This is a genomic window from Paenibacillus sp. FW126-R14 (genome assembly GCF_058789495.1).
In genome coordinates, this window is sequence record NZ_JBYTBS010000010.1 from 104,634 (window position 1) to 123,144 (window position 18,511).

The 18,511-nt window shown below is 49.6% G+C and carries 16 protein-coding genes; all 16 read right to left on the reverse strand.

The genetic code is table 11. The annotated features are described in order from the left end of the window. Positions 1-40: 40 nt before the first annotated feature. Positions 41-1,744: a phospho-sugar mutase gene (locus AC3WRW_RS09780; RefSeq protein ID WP_492546195.1), complete on the reverse strand. Its 1,704-nt coding sequence runs from the start codon at positions 1,742-1,744 to the stop codon at positions 41-43. A gap of 23 nt (positions 1,745-1,767) precedes the next feature. Continuing rightward, positions 1,768-2,196, reverse strand: a complete 429-nt coding sequence (gene fabZ / locus AC3WRW_RS09785) for a 3-hydroxyacyl-ACP dehydratase FabZ (protein ID WP_171687206.1) — start codon at positions 2,194-2,196, stop codon at positions 1,768-1,770. A 163-nt stretch (positions 2,197-2,359) separates the two neighbouring features. Next, on the reverse strand, positions 2,360-2,878 hold the full coding sequence (locus AC3WRW_RS09790; protein WP_246294577.1) for a CDP-alcohol phosphatidyltransferase family protein: 519 nt from the start codon (positions 2,876-2,878) through the stop codon (positions 2,360-2,362). A gap of 100 nt (positions 2,879-2,978) precedes the next feature. Beyond that, positions 2,979-3,197, reverse strand: coding sequence for a DNA-directed RNA polymerase subunit beta (locus tag AC3WRW_RS09795; RefSeq protein ID WP_492546142.1), 219 nt, complete (start codon positions 3,195-3,197; stop codon positions 2,979-2,981). A 26-nt stretch (positions 3,198-3,223) separates the two neighbouring features. Next, on the reverse strand, positions 3,224-4,090 hold the full coding sequence (locus AC3WRW_RS09800; RefSeq protein ID WP_492546143.1) for a flagellar hook-basal body protein: 867 nt from the start codon (positions 4,088-4,090) through the stop codon (positions 3,224-3,226). A 23-nt stretch (positions 4,091-4,113) separates the two neighbouring features. After that, a complete protein-coding gene (locus AC3WRW_RS09805; protein WP_492546144.1) occupies positions 4,114-5,007 on the reverse strand; it encodes a flagellar hook-basal body protein in 894 nt (297 codons plus the stop codon). 29 nt (positions 5,008-5,036) lie between these two features. Next, positions 5,037-6,035 carry a rod shape-determining protein gene (locus AC3WRW_RS09810; protein ID WP_171687211.1) on the reverse strand — a complete coding sequence of 333 codons (999 nt, stop codon included), beginning with the start codon at positions 6,033-6,035 and terminating at the stop codon, positions 5,037-5,039. Positions 6,036-6,199: 164 nt separating this feature from the next. After that, complete coding sequence (spoIIID, locus tag AC3WRW_RS09815; RefSeq protein WP_029195640.1) at positions 6,200-6,490, reverse strand: sporulation transcriptional regulator SpoIIID; 291 nt, start codon at positions 6,488-6,490, stop codon at positions 6,200-6,202. A 303-nt stretch (positions 6,491-6,793) separates the two neighbouring features. Then, positions 6,794-7,525 carry a peptidoglycan DD-metalloendopeptidase family protein gene (locus tag AC3WRW_RS09820; protein WP_492546145.1) on the reverse strand — a complete coding sequence of 244 codons (732 nt, stop codon included), beginning with the start codon at positions 7,523-7,525 and terminating at the stop codon, positions 6,794-6,796. 82 nt (positions 7,526-7,607) lie between these two features. Then, entirely contained in the window at positions 7,608-8,657 is a 1,050-nt protein-coding gene (gene spoIID / locus AC3WRW_RS09825) for a stage II sporulation protein D (RefSeq protein ID WP_492546146.1), read from the reverse strand. A gap of 180 nt (positions 8,658-8,837) precedes the next feature. Continuing rightward, positions 8,838-10,157: a UDP-N-acetylglucosamine 1-carboxyvinyltransferase gene (gene murA, locus AC3WRW_RS09830; RefSeq protein ID WP_492546147.1), complete on the reverse strand. Its 1,320-nt coding sequence runs from the start codon at positions 10,155-10,157 to the stop codon at positions 8,838-8,840. A 197-nt stretch (positions 10,158-10,354) separates the two neighbouring features. After that, positions 10,355-10,615 (reverse strand): DUF1146 family protein, encoded by a 261-nt coding sequence (locus tag AC3WRW_RS09835; RefSeq protein ID WP_240159597.1) that lies wholly within the window; start codon positions 10,613-10,615, stop codon positions 10,355-10,357. 21 nt (positions 10,616-10,636) lie between these two features. Next, the gene (locus AC3WRW_RS09840; protein WP_492546148.1) at positions 10,637-13,165 is read right to left on the reverse strand and encodes a S8 family peptidase; all 2,529 of its coding nucleotides are present in this window, start codon (positions 13,163-13,165) and stop codon (positions 10,637-10,639) included. 309 nt (positions 13,166-13,474) lie between these two features. Further along, complete coding sequence (locus AC3WRW_RS09845; protein ID WP_492546149.1) at positions 13,475-14,986, reverse strand: NADH-quinone oxidoreductase subunit N; 1,512 nt, start codon at positions 14,984-14,986, stop codon at positions 13,475-13,477. A 4-nt stretch (positions 14,987-14,990) separates the two neighbouring features. Further along, entirely contained in the window at positions 14,991-16,613 is a 1,623-nt protein-coding gene (locus AC3WRW_RS09850) for a complex I subunit 4 family protein (RefSeq protein WP_492546150.1), read from the reverse strand. Continuing rightward, complete coding sequence (nuoL, locus tag AC3WRW_RS09855) at positions 16,603-18,510, reverse strand: NADH-quinone oxidoreductase subunit L (RefSeq protein WP_492546151.1); 1,908 nt, start codon at positions 18,508-18,510, stop codon at positions 16,603-16,605. Before nuoL ends, AC3WRW_RS09850 begins: the two co-directional genes overlap by 11 nt. Between the last annotated feature and the right edge of the window lies 1 nt (position 18,511).

Here is an 18,511-nt window from a genome sequence, read left to right on the forward strand (position 1 = left end):
CTGACTTAGGTTCTGAAGAGGTTCAATTGATCCTATTTCATTATCCGTCTACACGGCTAAGCACATATTGAACGATGCGATCCATCTGTTCCGCGGCTTCGGTTCCTGTTGTTCCCTTGACCGCAAAATAGAACTTAATTTTCGGTTCTGTACCAGAAGGGCGCAGGCAGAACCAGGAGCCGTCCTCCAGCTTGAATTTCAGCACATTCTCGAGCGGAAGTCCGTTAACCCCTTTGGCGTAGTCTTCCATATCGGTAACACGCGTACCGCCGATTTCCGCCGGAGGATTCGTTCTCCAGGCTTCCACCATGCGTCCGATTTGTTCCACGCCGTCTTTCCCTTTGAGCGTTCTTGATTCCAGTTTTTCCAAAAAGTAACCAAAGGATTCGTACAGCTCTTGCAGGACTTCATATAAAGTCTTGCCTTGCTTCTTATAATAAGCTGCCGCTTCGGCAATAAGCATCGCTGCGATCACCGCATCTTTATCTCGGGCATAATCTCCGGCCAAATAACCGTAGCTTTCTTCGTAGCCAAACAGGTAAGTATGCTCGCCCGTTTGCTCGAATTGCGTCATTTTCTCCCCGATATATTTAAAGCCGGTTAACGTGTTTAGCGTTGGAATGCCGTAATGACCAGCGATCACTGCGCCCATTTCGCTCGTAACGATCGTTTTGATAACGACGCCGTTCGCCGGCAATGTACCGCGTTCTTTCAGGCTGGATAGCAAATAATTAACGATGATAGCCCCGGACTGGTTGCCTGTCAAAACGACATACTCACCGTTCGGATCTTTCACTACCGCCCCCATGCGGTCGGCATCCGGGTCCGTGCCGATAATGATATCGGCATTCCAATCTTTCGCCTGTGCGATAGCGAGCGTAAAAGCTTCCCGCTCCTCCGGGTTCGGAGACTTCACCGTCGAGAACTGCGCATCCGGCAGCTCTTGTTCGGCAACGACACGGACTTGTCCGAAGCCAACGGCTTTCAGTACTTCCCTGACCGGGACATTGCCTGCTCCATGCAGCGGCGTGAAGATAACGCGGAAATCGTCGCTAACTTCCTTAATCACTTCCGGATTCTGACTAATCGTGGTTACGGCTTTTATGTACGCTTGATCGACGTCTTCGCCCAGCCATGTGAGCAGCCCCTGCGCTTCTGCTTCCTGCTGGCTCAGCTTCTTCACTTTATCGAAGGAGTCGATGCTCTGAACTTCAGCGATCACTTGCTCCGCAAACTGAGGAACAAGCTGTCCGCCGTCTGCTCCATACACTTTGTATCCGTTATATTCAGGTGGATTATGACTTGCTGTAACAACGACGCCTGCGGCAGCTCCCAAGTATCTTACGGCAAAAGACAGCTGTGGCGTAGCATGCAGCGTCTTGAATAAATAAGCCTTGATGCCGTTGCCTGCGAAGACCAGGGCGGCCTCTAAAGCGAACTCCGGCGACATATGACGGGAATCATAAGCCAAGACAATAGAAGGGCTTGGTACGCCGGTACCCTTCACATATTGCGCTAAACCTTGGCTTGCGCGTCCAACGGTATATACATTGATGCGGTTCGTTCCAGCGCCAATCACGCCGCGAAGTCCGCCTGTGCCAAATTCGAGATCTTTGTAAAAGCGATCTTCAATTTCTTTCTCATTTCCCCCAATGGCTTGCAGTTCTTTCTTCGTTTCGTCATCCACAGCCGGATCGTTCAGCCATAATTGATATTCTGTTTGTACACGCGTCATAGTAGTCAGGTTCATCTCCTCTTATCTATGGATTATTTATTAGCAAGGGCGAACATAAGCTCACCTTCGACTACCACTTTGTCGTCTACTTTCGCCACAGCTTGGCCTTTGACAATCGTACCTTTTACACGTGTTATCGTCATTTCTAAGGTTAGCGTATCGCCTGGCACCACCTGCTTGCGCCAGCGAATGCCGTCTGCGCCGGCGAACAAACCGATTTTGCCTTTATACTCCGGCATCGATAATACGGCCACTGCGCCCACTTGTGCCAAAGCTTCGATAATCAGCACGCCCGGCATAACCGGATAGCCTGGAAAATGTCCGGCAAAGAACGGTTCATTGATGGTAACATTCTTAATCCCTACCGCTTTCACACCTTCTTCAACTTCCAAGATTCGGTCAACGAGCAGAAAAGGAGGGCGGTGCGGAATAATCTCTTGAATCTGATTAATATCTAGCATAACGTGGAATGCTCCTTTCAAATTGCTTGTATAAAATACAAGGTAATCACTTACAATACTGGTGTCCCTTCATTAACTGCAGAAGTGAAGGTTCATATAAGGGGAGCTTATGTTAAGCAGTCTGTGCACAGTCTCTTACATAGGCTCTTTTTACGTTATGTTTCTATTTGATTTTGGCCCTTCGGTTTAACAACAGGAATTGAAAAATATAAATGAAGGAAGTTAAGAAGGAAACCCCGATCACGAACCATAAATACGTCATGGCGAAGTCTAAATGAAAAACAATGAAGAGTATGGCGAAATAGTAAAGCACCGTCGTTAATTTCCCCATCACGTTGGCGGGAACCGTTAATTTGCCCCTGAAATGAAAAAAGGCAGAGCCCATGATCATGCCCAGGTCACGAATGAATATCGCTGCCGCCGCCTGCCACGGTATCATCCCGGTAATAAGCAAAGAAAGTATGACCGCAATCATCATGCACTTGTCTGCAAGGGGATCCAGCATAACGCCAACAGGCGTAACCAAGCCTCGAGTTCTGGCAATATAACCGTCTAAGATATCTGTAAGTCCCGCTGCCAATAAAATCAGGAAGGCAACCTGAATATGGCCGCTAAAAAAAATAACGAGGTACACAGGAATTAGAACAAACCTGCTTATGGTGAGCATGTTCGGAATATTCAAAGTACCCCTCCTGCGCCTATTATCTGGAATATGACGATTAACCTTCATTCATTATACATTTGCTTACACAAAAATAAAACTCCCAATACGGGAGTTTGAATTAATTCGCAAAGACCAAATCGTATAAATGCCGCCAGGTGCTCATATGAAAGATTTCCGCAGCCGGCTGATGGCCCAGCTTGGAGTATCCGAGCCATAGTCCGACGTAAACGGCCAACACGCAAAGAACAGGAATACGAATGATCTTGAAAATAAGCCATATAACGCCCAGCCATTTCGGCCGTGGCGCTTTCTTCTTTGGAGCAGGCTTGTCTGACATCGAGCCCTATCCCTCCCTTTCTGCGATCAGGCGCGCAAATTATTCGCGATATTCATCATCTGATCGGAGGATGTAATCGCCCGGGAATTGAGCTGCAGCGCTCTTTGCACCATTACGAGATCCGTCATTTCATCGGCCAGCGTCACGTTCGATTGCTCCAAAAACCCTTGCATCAAAGTAACCCGATTGCCCGTTGTATCCAATCCCGGATTCACATCTTGCAAAATATTAGCCTTCTCCGCATTCGTTATCCCCGCTGGAAGCGCGTATAAGTTCTCTCCAACATCTTGGAGCAGCTGCGGACGCACAACGCGAACGAGCTTGATTCGTCCCAAATTAAGCGGCGCAGCGCTTGGATCCTGCTCGCTGTAGCCGTTGATGAGACCGTTCGGTTCAACGACAGGTCTGAAACCGGCAGGCACGCGAATCGGATTGCCGTCCGCACCCGTAACAAAATGGCCCTCTTTGGTCGTCAGCACCGTATCGCCATTCGCGTCAGGCGTTAAGCTGAACGCCCCGTTTCGGGTCCATGCCGGCTGGAATACCTGATTGCCATTCGCGTCTACTTTGCTGACAGCTACTTCAAACAAGCCGTCTCCCTGAATCGCAAAATCCGTGACATTGCCCGTAGATTGAATAGGCCCTTGCGCAAGGTTCGTCTGGATTTGAACCAGCTTCGATCCCCATCCTTGGTTGAAGCCAAGCGGCGAGAACCGTCCTTGCTGGCGGAACCCTTCCGGCTGTGACTTCACGTTGGTCAAAACGTCCTCGAAGGAGGCTTCTTTTTTCTTAAAACCGTTCGTGTTTACGTTCGCTATGTTATTGGACAGAATATCCAGCTTCTGCTGCAAGCTGTGCATGGATACCGATGAGTTAATCATGGAATTGTTCATGTGTAGCTCCTTCGCAAGCTAGATTAGACGCGTCCTACTTCGTTCGCTGCCTTGTCCATACTTTTATCGTAAGATTGAATGACCTTTTGGTTCGCTTCATAAGCGCGAAGCGCTGACATCAGATCCACCATGGATTGCGCAGAATCCACGTTGGAGCGTTCGACGAAGCCTTGTCGAACCTCAACTTGATCGCCCGCTGCGACCTGCGTAACCGTTGCTTCATCGCCCGGATTAATCCGCAGCAAGCCGTTGCCTTCCCGCAGCAGCAAGTTGGGATTCTCGGCACGCGACAGCATTAAACCTACAGGTTGTCCGGCTGCATTCAGCAGCGGTCGGCCGTTCCCGTCAAGGAACTCGCCTTTGTCTGTCACCTTAAAGGAGTGAATCGGCTGCCCCGCTCCGTCAATCAGGAGCAGCGGTTGTCCATCTCGGCCCAGCACTTGATTGCCATCCGCGTTCACCAATTGGCCTGTCGTATCTACCGTAAACTTACCGTTCAAGGAATACCGGGGCTCTCCCTGCGCGTTCATCACGGTAAACAAAGCCTTCGGTTGGAATGTGCGCTGCCCGTCTTCACTCACGTATTTCCCTGAAGCGTCAAAAACCATGCCCGGCACTTGGATGTTTGACACCAAGGCAAAGTCAAAAGGATTTTGCGTTTCCTGCAAGTCGCCTTGCGCGTGAATGGAGATATTTTCCTCGGAAAACACACCAAGACTCATTTTCCCAAGTGGAGCTGTCGAGGCTCCTTGTCCACCGCGTATCGTTGAAATGAGCATCTCCGGGAACGAGCGTGACAAGGCATTGCCTTGTTTAAAACCCGGGGAATTAATATTGGCAATATTGTTGGTAATGGTATCGTGTCTGCGCTGCTCGGAAATCATTCCTGCCGCCGCGGTATACAGTCCTCTTAGCATCTCTTCACCCTCTTGGATAAACTGTCCAGCTAAAATTTACGTTTGGAAACCTTATCTAAGTTATCAAGCATAATCCCTGTTCCTTTAACTACGCAAGACATTGGATCTTCCGCAATTAATACCGGAACCTTCAGCTCGTCCGCCAACAATTGATCCAGCCCGTGCAGCAAAGCTCCTCCGCCGGTCAGAATGACGCCGCGGTCAATAATGTCTGCGGAAAGCTCAGGCGGTGTGCGCTCCAAAACGCTCTTCGCAGCCGTTACGATCGATGAAACCGGATCCCATAGAGCTTCCTGAACCTCACTGGAGTGAATCGTAATCGTAAGCGGCAAACCGGATACCATATCTCTGCCGCGAATATCCATCTCTTGATCTCTGCCATGTGGATATACCGTTCCGATTTTAAGCTTAATATCCTCGCTTGTCCGTTCGCCGATCAGAAGCTTGTACTTATTTTTGATGTACTTCGTGATCGCGATATCGAACTTGTCTCCGGCGATTTTGATGGAGGAGGAGGTGACGATGTCGCCCATGGATAACACGGCTACATCCGTCGTCCCTCCGCCAATATCTACAACCATGTTGCCGCTAGGCTGGAAAATGTCCATGCCCGCACCGATGGCCGCTGCCTTCGGCTCTTCTTCCATGAATACCTCTCGCGCACCGCTGCGCTCAGCCGCTTCACGGATCGCCTTCTGCTCAACCGAGGTGATGTTGGTAGGGGCGCAGATCAAGATCCGCGGGTGCGAATACCAGTTCTTGCCCCCTACTTTTGCAATAAAATGCTTTAACATCATTTCTGTAATATCAAAATCTGCGATAACGCCATCTCTCAATGGACGAATCGCGATAATGTTGCCCGGAGTTCTACCGACCATGCGGAAAGCTTCTTCTCCTACAGCAAGCACGCGTTTCGTATCGCTTTCAATCGCTACTACAGATGGCTCATCGAGCACAACGCCGCGTCCTTTCACATGAATGAGCACATTTGCCGTGCCGAGATCTATCCCAATATCCTTGCTTAACATTTCAAGTTAATCCTCCCTAAATCTACCGTCCATCCCGTGAAGAATCGGCGCTCTTATAGATAGTTCTAATTATAAGCTAAATTCGCTGCAAATGCATTATTTCCTCTTTTTCCGTTAAATTTCGACATGTCCAGTTATAGGAAACCGCCGGGATGATGGTTTTTTTAGGATTTGACCGTCACTAAGTTTTCGGAGTGCTTCGGATTTCGCGTCTTACGATACTTGATTTTCGTCGCTTCTCCTCCCCTTAGATGTCTGATGGACTTGTGATACTCCAGAATGTGCTTCACCTGGTTGGCCAGGTCCGGGTTGATTTCCGGCAGTCTTTCCGTCAAATCCTTATGCACCGTGCTCTTGGAAACACCGAATTCCTTCGCAATGGTGCGAACCGTATTCTTGGTCTCGACGATACAGGTACCAATCTTAATGGTTCGCTCTTTGATGTAATCGTGCACTCCCCTCGCCTCCCTACTCGAGATAGTTTGGTAAAGTATATGAGGGGCATGACTAGATATTCTACGTAACCAAGCCTGACAAGCCCAATTCCCATATTTATTTTCAAAAAAACCAGGGAATAAGGGCTTATGCGATCCTTTTTGGAGAGGACAAGCTTGTTTTGTGAGCTATGTTAAGCAAATCCCGGGGCCGCGTACCCGAGCCATCAATGCAAAAAAGCAGCAGGATATACCCGCTGCCCTCATTCTATGTAGGCTGGTTGGAGACAAAGCCAACTGTTCGCCTTTTTATCCCTAACGGAATTACTGTTTAGCGTTTAAAATCGTTTCAGGGTTCACAGCGGCATTATCGGCAACTTGACGCACTTCGAAGTGCAGGTGCACGCCGTCTTCCTTCTCGAATTCATTACGTCCCGCTTTCGCGATCACGTCGCCTTTCTTCACTTCAGCGCCTTTGGTTACTTTCACTTCAGCCAAGCTTTGGTAAACGCTGATCAAACCATTGCTGTGTGTGATTTCGACAAGGCTGCCGACAACCGGATTCTGCTCAACCGCCGTAACCTTACCGCTCAAAGCGGCCAATACATCAAATCCTGCGCCATCTTTGGCTTTCAAGTCGATTGCAGTGTGCGGTGTCAGTTGATCATTGTACTGGATCATCGCCGCCTGTTTCACTTCATTGGTTGCATTGGTGTCATAGAACGGGATGGATACTTCGACCAGCGATCTGTCTTTTACAGGCCATTGCATAGCCTCTGCAGGTGCGTTAACGGCAACCGCTCCATCTTTGGAATTGTCGGGTGCTTGATTCTCGCTGCTTACCTTAATGCCCAGATCTTCTTGGCTGACTGTTTTCTTCCCGGCGTCCTGGTACACCCACATTAAGGTTAAGATAATTGCCGCTGCTGCTACATACGTTGCTGGGAATACCCATTTTTTAGCAAGCAACTTCTTCCATGCGGATGGACTTCCTTGTGCTCCTTGAACAGTTTTAGGAGCTTCTTCTTTTTGAAAACCTTTGTTTTGATCACTCATGGTTAATCACCTCATCAACCATTCTTGACACATTTAAAGGTTTTATACTTGAAGAAAGATATTTTTATAGAAACGTTGCAAACTAAGATTTTGGGATAAAAGGCGCGGCTTTTTCAATAGAGATTCCCGTGTAATAATAGGTGACGATTTGCTCCGCTGTCTTGCCTTCCTTGGCCATGCCGTTAGCTCCCCATTGACTCAGGCCTACTCCGTGGCCGTATCCGTAGGTCGTAAACGTAATTTTGGAGCCGGCCCATTTCCATGCGAACTGAGAGGATGCTAGTCCGAGCTTCTCTCTTACTTCGCGGCCAGAAAAAGTTTTCCCTCCGATTGCTATCTTCTTGATCCGGTGGCCCGTTGACCACTCTAGCACCTTCATACTCTTCTCCCCGGTACCGGTGGTGGATATGCTCGTAACCCCCAGCTTTTGCAGCATGCTTTTGTAAGTGATATCTACGGTTTCCTGGTAGCGTGAAGACAGCTTCACATCCCATGGGCTCGGTACGCTGCGCAAATAGGGACTCATGAACGGCCAGTAATCTTCCGAGTTTTCGGTATACCCGTTGCTGGTGGAGAAGAAAGTCGCATTGATAGGCTTATGCTCGTAAGTCAGAATCATATCTTTGGTTTCGTTCACGGCTCTATCGATTTTGACCATATTCGTCTCATATGAACTCCCGCTCCATTTCTCTCTCAGCTCTTGATCGGTCAAATAGGCTTGATGTGCGGTGGTATCTGTTACGAGCGCATCATTCACAGGCATATTGCTATAATCCTTCTCTAGCACTCTCCGTACAACGTAAGTTCTAGCAGCCATCGCTTGCGCTTTTAGCGCCTCCAGCTCAAATTCTACCGGCATTTCTGCGGCTAGTACACCTTTGACATACTGCTCCAGCGGAACCGTCTCCACTACCGATTTCTTCGTCAAATACACGGGAATCATTAAACCTTGCTGGGTCACCGTCGCCGGATTGGAACCATAGTCGTCCGTTTGGGCCGAAGGTACGCCGCCGCCCGGAATCTTCTTGACTATCAATCCAGGAACAAGAATGATGACACAGAGCATCGAAGACAAACAAACAGCCATCCATAGGATGACCCCGCGGCCAGGAACACGTTTCTTCTTCAACATCGTCTCAGCAGCCTCCATAAGCGCGTTTACTAGCAGGTAATTTGGTATGACTTAGCTTATGAGAGGCGTTGCTAGATTAGAACACGAGGCATCTGAGACTGGCCATCATACGGGGGCGGCGCTCCGCTAACCCCAAAATAAAAACCGCCGGAGCTCCTCCGGCGGTTCGTTCTATTCATCTTATGCTAATGTTGGCTGGATATTGAAAAAGCCCAGGTCCGCAGCTTCCTGCTCCACTTGCTGCGGTACCGAACGCGTGATGTCCGCACCAAGTCCGCGCAGGACGTCTGTAATGTCGACATACCCGCGATCAATATGGTGAACCCCCGTAATCTCGGTCTCACCCTCTGCAGCCAGCGCCGCCAGAATAAGCGCGGCTCCTGCGCGCAGGTCGGTTGCGCATACTTTCGCGCCGCGCAGCTTGGCATTGCCGCTCACGATCGCGGTACGGCCATCGACTTTAATATGCGCGTTCATGTTCGCGAATTCCTCCACGTGCATGAACCGGTTCTCAAACACGGTCTCCGTCACAAGACTCGTGCCGTCCGCCACCATCAGCAGCGCCATCATTTGCGACTGCATATCGGTCGGGAAGCCCGGATACGGCAGCGTCTTCACGTCCACCGCACGCAGCGGCCCCGTAGCACTAACGCGAATGCCGTTCTCGTCTTCCTCGATGATCACGCCCATTTCCTGCATTTTGGAAATGACAGGACGGAGGTGATCCCCAATAGCGCCTTCCATGTACAGCTCGCTGCCGGTAATTGCCGCAGCAATCATATATGTACCTGCTTCTACGCGATCCGGAATAACCGTATGTACAGCCCCACAAAGTTTCTCTACGCCTTCTATGCGAATAATGCCTGTTCCAGCGCCGCGAATAATGGCACCCATGGCATTCAAATAGTTGGCCAAATCGACGATTTCCGGCTCTTTGGCTGCATTCTCAATGATGGTTGTGCCTTCGGCAAGCGTAGCAGCCATCATAATATTCTCGGTTGCGCCAACGCTGGCTACATCCAAATAAATTTTAGCACCCTTCAGGCGCCCTTTCACTCTCGCTTCGATATACCCTTGCCCCAATTCAATATCGGCACCCATCGCTTCAAAGCCTTTGAGATGCTGATCAATCGGCCTCGTGCCAATTGCACAGCCGCCCGGGAGGGAAATTCTCGCCTGCCCCCGTCTTGCAAGCAATGGCCCCATGACAAGGAAAGAGGCTCTCATTTTACGAACTAAATCATACGATGCTTCACAGGTGTCAATGCGCTCGGCACGAACGCGAATAACCTGACGGTCATATTCGACTTCAATACCTAAGCTCTGCAATACTTTATTAATGACTAGTACATCGTCAAGGGGAGGCGCATCGTGGATGACGCTTTCACCTTCCGACCCCAGAATGGAAGCTGCAATAATCGGCAGTACCGCATTTTTCGCTCCGTTGATTTTCACATTGCCAGCTAACTTTCGGCCACCGCGGACGATAATTTTGCTCATCATGGTCCCTCCGCGCACTTATTTTAATTACAAGGTTTTGCACATTTCCTAAGTTTATCATCACAAGCCACATAGATACAACTGTGTTCTTTTGGTATTCCAAGACACCATCATAGAGTTCGCAAAGGATCTCAATTTTGGCTCCGTTCTACTATCCATTGTTGACAACAATTTAAAGCATTATTCGAAAAAACGAATTAAAACATCTTTCCGAAGCCCATGGAGAGACCTAAATACTGGATGAAAAAACTGGCAACGAGATGCCCCAATCCAATCGAAAGCAAAATTTGCAGCATAATGGCTTGCGCACCCTTAGGGTTCTTCAGCAGCACATCAAAGCGAAACGCTTGCAGCGCCCACCACGCCAAGCCGATACAGAGAATATAAACAACAATGTCGACCATATTCATGAGCGAAGCATACTTTGCAGCTTCATTCCATTTGTCTGTTTCTCCCATCCAGGCCACTCCTCTTCGGTTCTACCGATTCATTACTTTCAACAGCATGGAGACAAATTCTGCGCGGGTAGCCTGCTCGTCAGGATGGAAGGTCCCGTCCGGATAGCCGGCAACCCAGCCGTCAGCCCACATTTGCTTTAAAATGCCAATTCCCCAATAAGACTCATCTACATCTTTAAAAGGAGAATTGCCCCGCTTCTTCCCTGTCATATTCATGCTGCGCGCAAGCATCTGCGTCATTTCCATCCGGGTAAGCGTGCGGTCGGGCCCGAAAGTCCCGTTCGGATACCCGGAGACGATATCCGCCTGCAGCGCTTTGGCTACATATTCATATGCCCAGTGCGAAGTGTCCATATCGCTGAATTTCAACTCTTTGCGCTTCGTCAGCTTCAAAGCCCGGGTCAGCACAGCCGCTGCCTCCGCACGCGTAATCGATTGGTCAGGAGCAAAACGGTAGTTTCCATAGCCGCTGATCACGCCTTGCTCCGTAAGCTTGCTGATCGCATCCTGCGCCCAATGACCCTCAATGTCGGCAAACCCGCTGATTAGGGTGTAGTTGCTTATTTTTAACCGGTACATTTGACTCATAAACCATTGATTGGCTTGAAGCTTAATATAATAGGTGCCTGCATCCAGCGTCTTCTCAATGAAGAGCTCATCAGAGCCGTATTCGTTTCTATAAAAGCCCTGCTCCTTCAATGTACTGTCATATAACGTTGCGTACATCGTCCTTGAAGTCGGGATATTGGTTAACCTCACCTGCGCCAATCCGTTTTTGGTCATGCGGAATTTGAACCAATCAACGTCTTCATTGGTGTTAAATAACCCTTCGTATACCGAATTCATCGCTGCGAAAGTCGCCTGATACGACTTATCGTTAGGTTCATTCGGATCAATCAGCTTCGGCGAATAATCGATATCAAGCGTATACTCGCCCGTAATCGGCTCTGTAAAATCCTTCACATTGCTGATGCGGATATAATATTGCCCCGGAAATACATCCATAAGCGGGCTGATTTCGGTTCCGCCATCACCGGTTTGATCGATCGTAATCGCCTTTTCCCCTTCTTTTTGAAAAAGAATCATCGGGTCAATACGTCCTGTATCCACGGAAACCTTTAACCGAATCGTGCCCGATTGCTGCAAGGAAAGAACGAACCAGTCAACGTCGCCTTTTTGGTGAAAAGTTCCACGGAGCGATTGGCTGCGTGCAGGGAGCGCAAATGCTTTGTACTGCTTATCGTTATCCTCATAGGGATCCCTGTAGATAATAAAATCCGTTTGCAAGCTATAGCTGATCCCCGTCTTCCGGGTGCGATCCACTGTCTGAAGCTGCAAGTATGTGCGACCCTTGGTTACTTTCACCAGAAAAGGCTGCATGCCATTCGAAGTATTGTTAGAAACGAACGTTTCTCCGGAATCAAAGCGCACACGAATACCCGAGCTATCCGCATTCTTCAACCATACCTTGATATATCCGTCATAGGGCGAATCAATCGCGAACCAATCCTCGTCCTGCGCAGAAGTTAGCACTGCTGTCACAGTGGTATGTATAGACAGTTTGGCTGCTTTGTTTTTAGTATTATTTGACTCAAACCGATTTTCATTATAGGGCTTTGTCAGTGCCAAGTCGACTCTTAACAGCCCATATCCCGTTTTGGGATCCCATCCCTCTTCGCCCAAATTTTCCGCCGTCTGTTCGAGCTGCGATCGTACTTGATACGCGCTCATCGCCGGAAATTTGCCCCACACCAATGCGGCCGCTCCGGCAACCTGCGGTGCGGACATCGAGCTTCCGTCCTGATACTGATAGCCGCCTCCCAATGCTGTGGTATACACATCCCATGGTGCAACCAGGTCCAGCTCTGGTCCATAATTGGATCGCGGGTCCGGTTGCTTATCGGAGCGAACGCCGCCTACCGCTAAAACTGTCGGATACGCCGCCGGGTATTTGACACTCATGCTTTCGTTTCCGACAGCAGCCACAAGCAGTACATTGTGATCTTCTGCATACTGCACAATGTTCGCCAAGTAATCGGAATACTTGTTCAAACCCAAGGAAAGCACAACGATCTTCGCCCCATGATCCACGGCATATTTAATGCCTTCGCCAAGCTTCGCTTCGCCGCCAGTGCCGTCCGCCTCCAACGCTTTGATCGGCATGATTTTCGTATTGGGGGCTATGCCTGCGATACCTTTATCGTTATTAATCGAAGCCGCTATGATACCAGCTACATTCGTTCCATGTCCATTATCGTCCATTGGCTTCTTCGTAGGCTGAAGCAAGTTCACGCCATCCACCAAATTACCTACTAAATCAGGATGTGTAAGATCAACACCCGTATCAACAACAGCCACGACTATAGGCGTCCGGGTATCTCCAGCCGCAGCCCACGCTTGATCGATGTGGATCATGTCCAGATAAGTTTGTTTTACCCTCATGGGATCCGTCGATGCGGGATATGCCGCTTCTGCTTTTGTAACCATCACTGTAAGTTCCACAACGAGCAGCATCAGAACGATGAGCCATACGTGTCGAATGAATTTCATGAGATCACAGTTCCTTTATCTCGTAATGGTCTTTGTCCTTCTCTATCTATACCACATTACCCGTCTTCTCGATACATATAACGGTTTTTCTTCGCAAAAAGTTCAGAACTTTTGAAATAATCTTTAGGGCTTGGCTCATGTGAATCTATTGTACATGGAAATGTGGGATTTGTGTGAGATTTGGAGGCAATTACCAGAGATGCGGAAAATCGCGGATTTTGTGCTAAACCAGCATTAAACGTATGCTCGTCCAGACGGGCAGCTATATAAAAAAGCCCTCCCCAGCTAGGGGAAGGCTCTTCACCATTTTTACATCATAATAAAATCCTTCGTCAGCATAAAAATGCTTTCGATCCATCTGAGCACAAGGTGCGGCACGAAGCCCAGGACTAAGCTGACAAGAGCGCATAACCAGACCGTTACGCCCAGCGTAACCGGCACTTTCACCTCGGCAGACTCGTAATCGCTGCGCATAAACATTTGACGCACGATTCCGAAGTAGTAGTACAAGGATACCACACTCGTCGCGATCATCAGGGAGCCCAGCCAATATTGGTGGGTTTGCATCGTTCCGAGAATAATATACAACTTACCGAAGAACCCCCCGGAAATAGGGATCCCAGCCAAGGAAAGCACAAGCAATACCATCGCAGCAGCTGTATAAGGCGCCCGGTAGTACAAACCCCCGAAGCCTTTTGCTTCGGTATGTCCCTCCGCTTGCTCGACAATCATCAACACCGCGAATGCCCCAATGTTCATGAACAAGTACGCGATTAGATAGAAAATAAATTCAGAGAAGTTCGCGTAATGGACGGCGGAGAAGTACGTTGCGATCGGAACCAGCAAATATCCCGCATTGGCAATTCCCGAGTAAGCCAACAGCCTTTTTATGTTCGTTTGCTTCAACGCAATGAAATTACCGGTCACCATCGCGATCGCAGCCATGACAGAGATGGCCAGGAAAATATCGGATTGGAATTTCGGTTCCTCGAAGGAGCTGAAGCCAAACAAGATGTAGAATACACGGAAAAGAATGGCGAACCCGGCACCTTTGGAGACGACGGCCAAGAAGGCTGCCACCGGCGTAGGAGCGCCTTGGTACACATCCGGAGCCCAGCTGTGGAACGGGGCAGCGGCGATTTTGAAGCCGAAGCCGGCAAGCAGCATGAAGAACGAAACATAAAGCAGCGGCTCGTAAGAAGCAAGAAGCGACGGAAGCGCAGCGCCAATCTCCGGAAGATTGGTCGTTCCGACCATACCGTACAAGAAGGACATCCCATACAAAATGATGGCGGAGGAAACGCCGCCCATGACCAGGTATTTAAAAGCTCCTTCATTGGAGTTGCTTTCCTTCTTCTTCATCGCTACAAGCAAGTAAGAGGTTATACTAAGAAGCTCTAACCCCACATATAACGTGATCAGATCGCCGGAAGATGACATAATCATGGCGCCCAGCGCAGCAGGCAGGTAGAAATAATAGTATTCGCCTACATGGGGGATCGCATCTTCCTTCACGAAGCCTAAACTCATCAGGATGACGAAGCCGGTTCCTAATAAAGTGAACAATTTCAGCAGATTCGAGAAATCATCCACTCTGTAGCTCTGGTTGAGCAGCTGAATGGCCTCTTCCGGATTCAACTGAAGCAAGACAAATACGGCAGAAATCACAAGGCCGACCAAGGTCAACCATCCAATAACGGAACGACTTAACCTGCTTGGCAGGATCAAATCCAAGAGAGACAGGATGATCGCGGTGGCAACCAGCGAAAGCTCAGGGAGCAGATGCACTAAATCGGCGACATGGAGTCGAAGCTGTTCCACCGGACTAACCTCCTATCTTCCCGGCGACGCTTTGGATCAATTGATCCAAGCTGCCTATCGTTTGCTGAAGCGGCTGACTCAGCACGCTTGGGTACACCCCAAGCAAGAGGATAAACGCCACCAGAGTAATCATCGGCACCGCCTCGATTAACCGTGCGTCGCGTATGCCTTGCAGAACCAGAGCCGGATGCTTCGGGCCAAACGTGATGTTCAACACCCCGCGCAGCACATAAACCGCTGCGAGAATGATCCCGAGCGTACCGATGATGGCGTACACGCGGTGCGTTTCGAAGAGTCCGAGAAACGCGAGGAACTCACTGACGAAGCCGGATAAGCCCGGCAATCCGAGCGAGGCCATCCCCGCAATCAGCAGAATCCCGCTGATGAAAGGCACTGCCTGCGCGAGACCGCCTAAGCGATCGAGCTCAGTGGTGTTCGTGCGCTCGTAGATGCTGCCGACGAGCAAGAACATCAGGGCCGAGATCAGACCGTGTGAGATCAATTGGAACACGGCTCCCTGCAGGCCCGACACGTTAAACGCGGCTAGACCGAGCAGGACGATGCCCATGTGGCTAATACTCGAGTAGGCCAGCACGAGCTTGAAATCTTTTTGGACCGTCGCCAGAATGGCCCCGTACACGATGTTGATGACGCCGAGAAGCGCCAACATCCAGGCCCACTGCTTCGCCTCCGCCGGAAAGAACAGGATGCCGAAGCGGATAAGCCCGTAGGCCCCCATTTTCAGCAAAATACCGGAGTGAATCATAACTACAGCAGGCGGAGCCTCTGTATGTACCTTGAGCATCCATGTGTGGAACGGGAAGATCGGCAGCTTAATGCCGAAGGCGACCAGCAGCATAATAAACACAGTCCATTTCATAGCCGCGCTTAGGAAGAACGGAGAGCCTTCCTGATTCACGTAGGCGGACGGTTCCTGCAGTAAATTATGCGCAATCGTATGAATGTCACCGCTATAGTAAATGATAGCCTCTGTCTGCGACGGATCTTGGTTGAAGCCAGCCGTGCTGACGAGAATAAGGAACGCAATCAGCATAATCGCCGAGCCGAGTCCATTGTAGAGAAGGAAGCGGTTGGCCGCTTGCTCCCTGTTCATATACCCCCATATTCCGATCAGGAAGAACATCGGCACGAGCGTAATTTCGAAGAACAAGAAGAACAAGAACAGATCTTGCGCCATAAAAACGCCGAACATGCCGGTTTCCAGCAGCAGAAATAAAATGAAGTACGTTTTCCAACGCTTTTTGATATACACCGAGGCCAGGGCCGCCATGGACGACACCAGAGCCGTTAAGAATACGAGCGGCAAAGAAATTCCGTCTACCGCTACGCTGTATTTGAACTCAAAGAAATAAGACGTAATTTGTTGAATGCCTTCATGGTTGAGCGGAACCTTAATCCAAGACAACTGTTCTTTGTACTGAATAGGGTCGCCTTGGTAGTTATAATCGACGTACAGCCATGCCGCCAAAATAAGCGGAATCAGTGTCGTCACGATACCGATCGTCTTGATTAAACGGCCGCGGTCGCTTCGAACGAAGAGCAGGACCAGCACGCCGAGCAAAGGCGAGAAAGCGATCAGACTAAGTATGGGAAAATTAGCCGGCATGGATGAACCTCCTTCCTGCGATGGCGAGAGCCAGGATCAGCATCCCTAGAATCATGATGACACCGTAGGTCTGCATCTGACCGTTTTGAAGACGGGAGCCGAGACGGCCAAGACTGACCACCGTAAAGGCGACCAAACGCACGATACCGTCAATGATATACACATCGATCAGCTCGAGAATCCATCCCAATCCGCGCAGCGGCTTAACGAAGATTCCGTTATAGATTTCATCCACGAAATATTTGCGGTTCAGCAGCGTATACAGCCACGGCAGCTTGCCAGAAACCACATCGCGTGGAATCGAACGTTTGAGGTAAATCAGGTACCCGAGTCCGATCCCGAGCAGCCCGGCAAGTGTCGATAAAAGAATGACGATCCAGTTGGCCGCCTCCTCATGCTCTTGACCCGTTAACCAGTGGCCAAGCCATTCGTTGAACGGCGTATTGACGAACCCCGCAACCACAGCGAGCACAGCCAGTATGATCAGCGGCGTCGTCATCGATGACGGAGATTCATGCGGTTCATGAGCATGACCATGCTCGCCATGCGCGTTAGCTTTGCCTCTAGGTGAGCCCATGAAAACCAGGAAGAAGAGACGGGACATATAGAAGGCTGTGAAGAAAGCCGCAATGACGCCAACCCAGAACAACAGCTGGTTATGCTCGTAGGCTTCCGTCAAAATCATATCCTTCGACCAGAATCCTGCGAAAGGAAAAATACCCGAGAGCGCCAGCGTTCCGATGGCGAATGTCCAGGTCGTTATTTTCATTTTGCGGGACAGGCCGCCCATTTCATTGATATCCTGCGTATGCACAGCATGAATCACGCTGCCTGCGCCCAAGAAAAGCAGTGCTTTAAAGAAAGCATGCGTGAATAAATGGAACATGCCCGACGTGTACGAAACGCCGATTCCGAGCGCCATCATCATATAGCCTAGCTGACTTACGGTAGAGTAAGCGAGAATGCGTTTGATATCGTTCTGCGCAATCCCAATCGTGGCTGCAAAGATGGCCGTGAAGCCGCCCACATAGGCAACAACCGTCAAAGCATCCGGAGAAGCGTGGAAAATATCAAATGTGCGCGCTACTAAGTACACCCCAGCCGCAACCATCGTAGCTGCGTGGATCAGCGCACTAATTGGCGTCGGGCCTTCCATGGCGTCAGGCAACCAAGTGTGCAGCGGGAACTGACCTGATTTCCCCATTGCCCCGATAAAGATCAGAACGGCAATCCAGGTGACGATCGTCGGGTCGATTTTGCCCGTTGTAAAAGCGTTATGTATCGATGTGAAATCAAGCGAATTTCCAGGCATATACCAATACAGCAGCAGGATGGCCAGAAACAGCCCCACGTCCCCGATCCGGGTGACGATAAACGCTTTTTTGGCTGCAGCCTTTGCCTCCGGCTTGAAATACCAGAAACCGACGAGCAAGAAGGAACATACCCCTACAAGTTCCCAGAAAATGTAGAGCTCTAACATATTTTCCGAAATAACAAGCCCTAGCATCGAGAAGGAAAACAAAGCGATATAGCTGAAAAATACATGGATTCGCTCGTCGCCCTTCATATAGCCTCTGGAGTAAATATTGACGAGTAAAGAAACCAGCGTGACGATGACCAGCATCAAGGCATTCAAATTGGTGACCTCAAACCCCATATTCAAGGTGAAATCGCCGACCTGCAGCCAATTCAGCTTATCCCACGTATAATCCTCAACTTTGCCGCCAATGCGTTCAATAAATATCAATACAGCCACGATAAATGATGCAAGCATCGCGAAAATACTGATATAGATGCCTAAGTCTTTTAATTGACGTCCCATAGCCGTAAGCGCTAGAAAAGCAATCAGCGGAAACAACGGAATGAGCCAGGCGTACTGTGAATAGTCCGATACCATA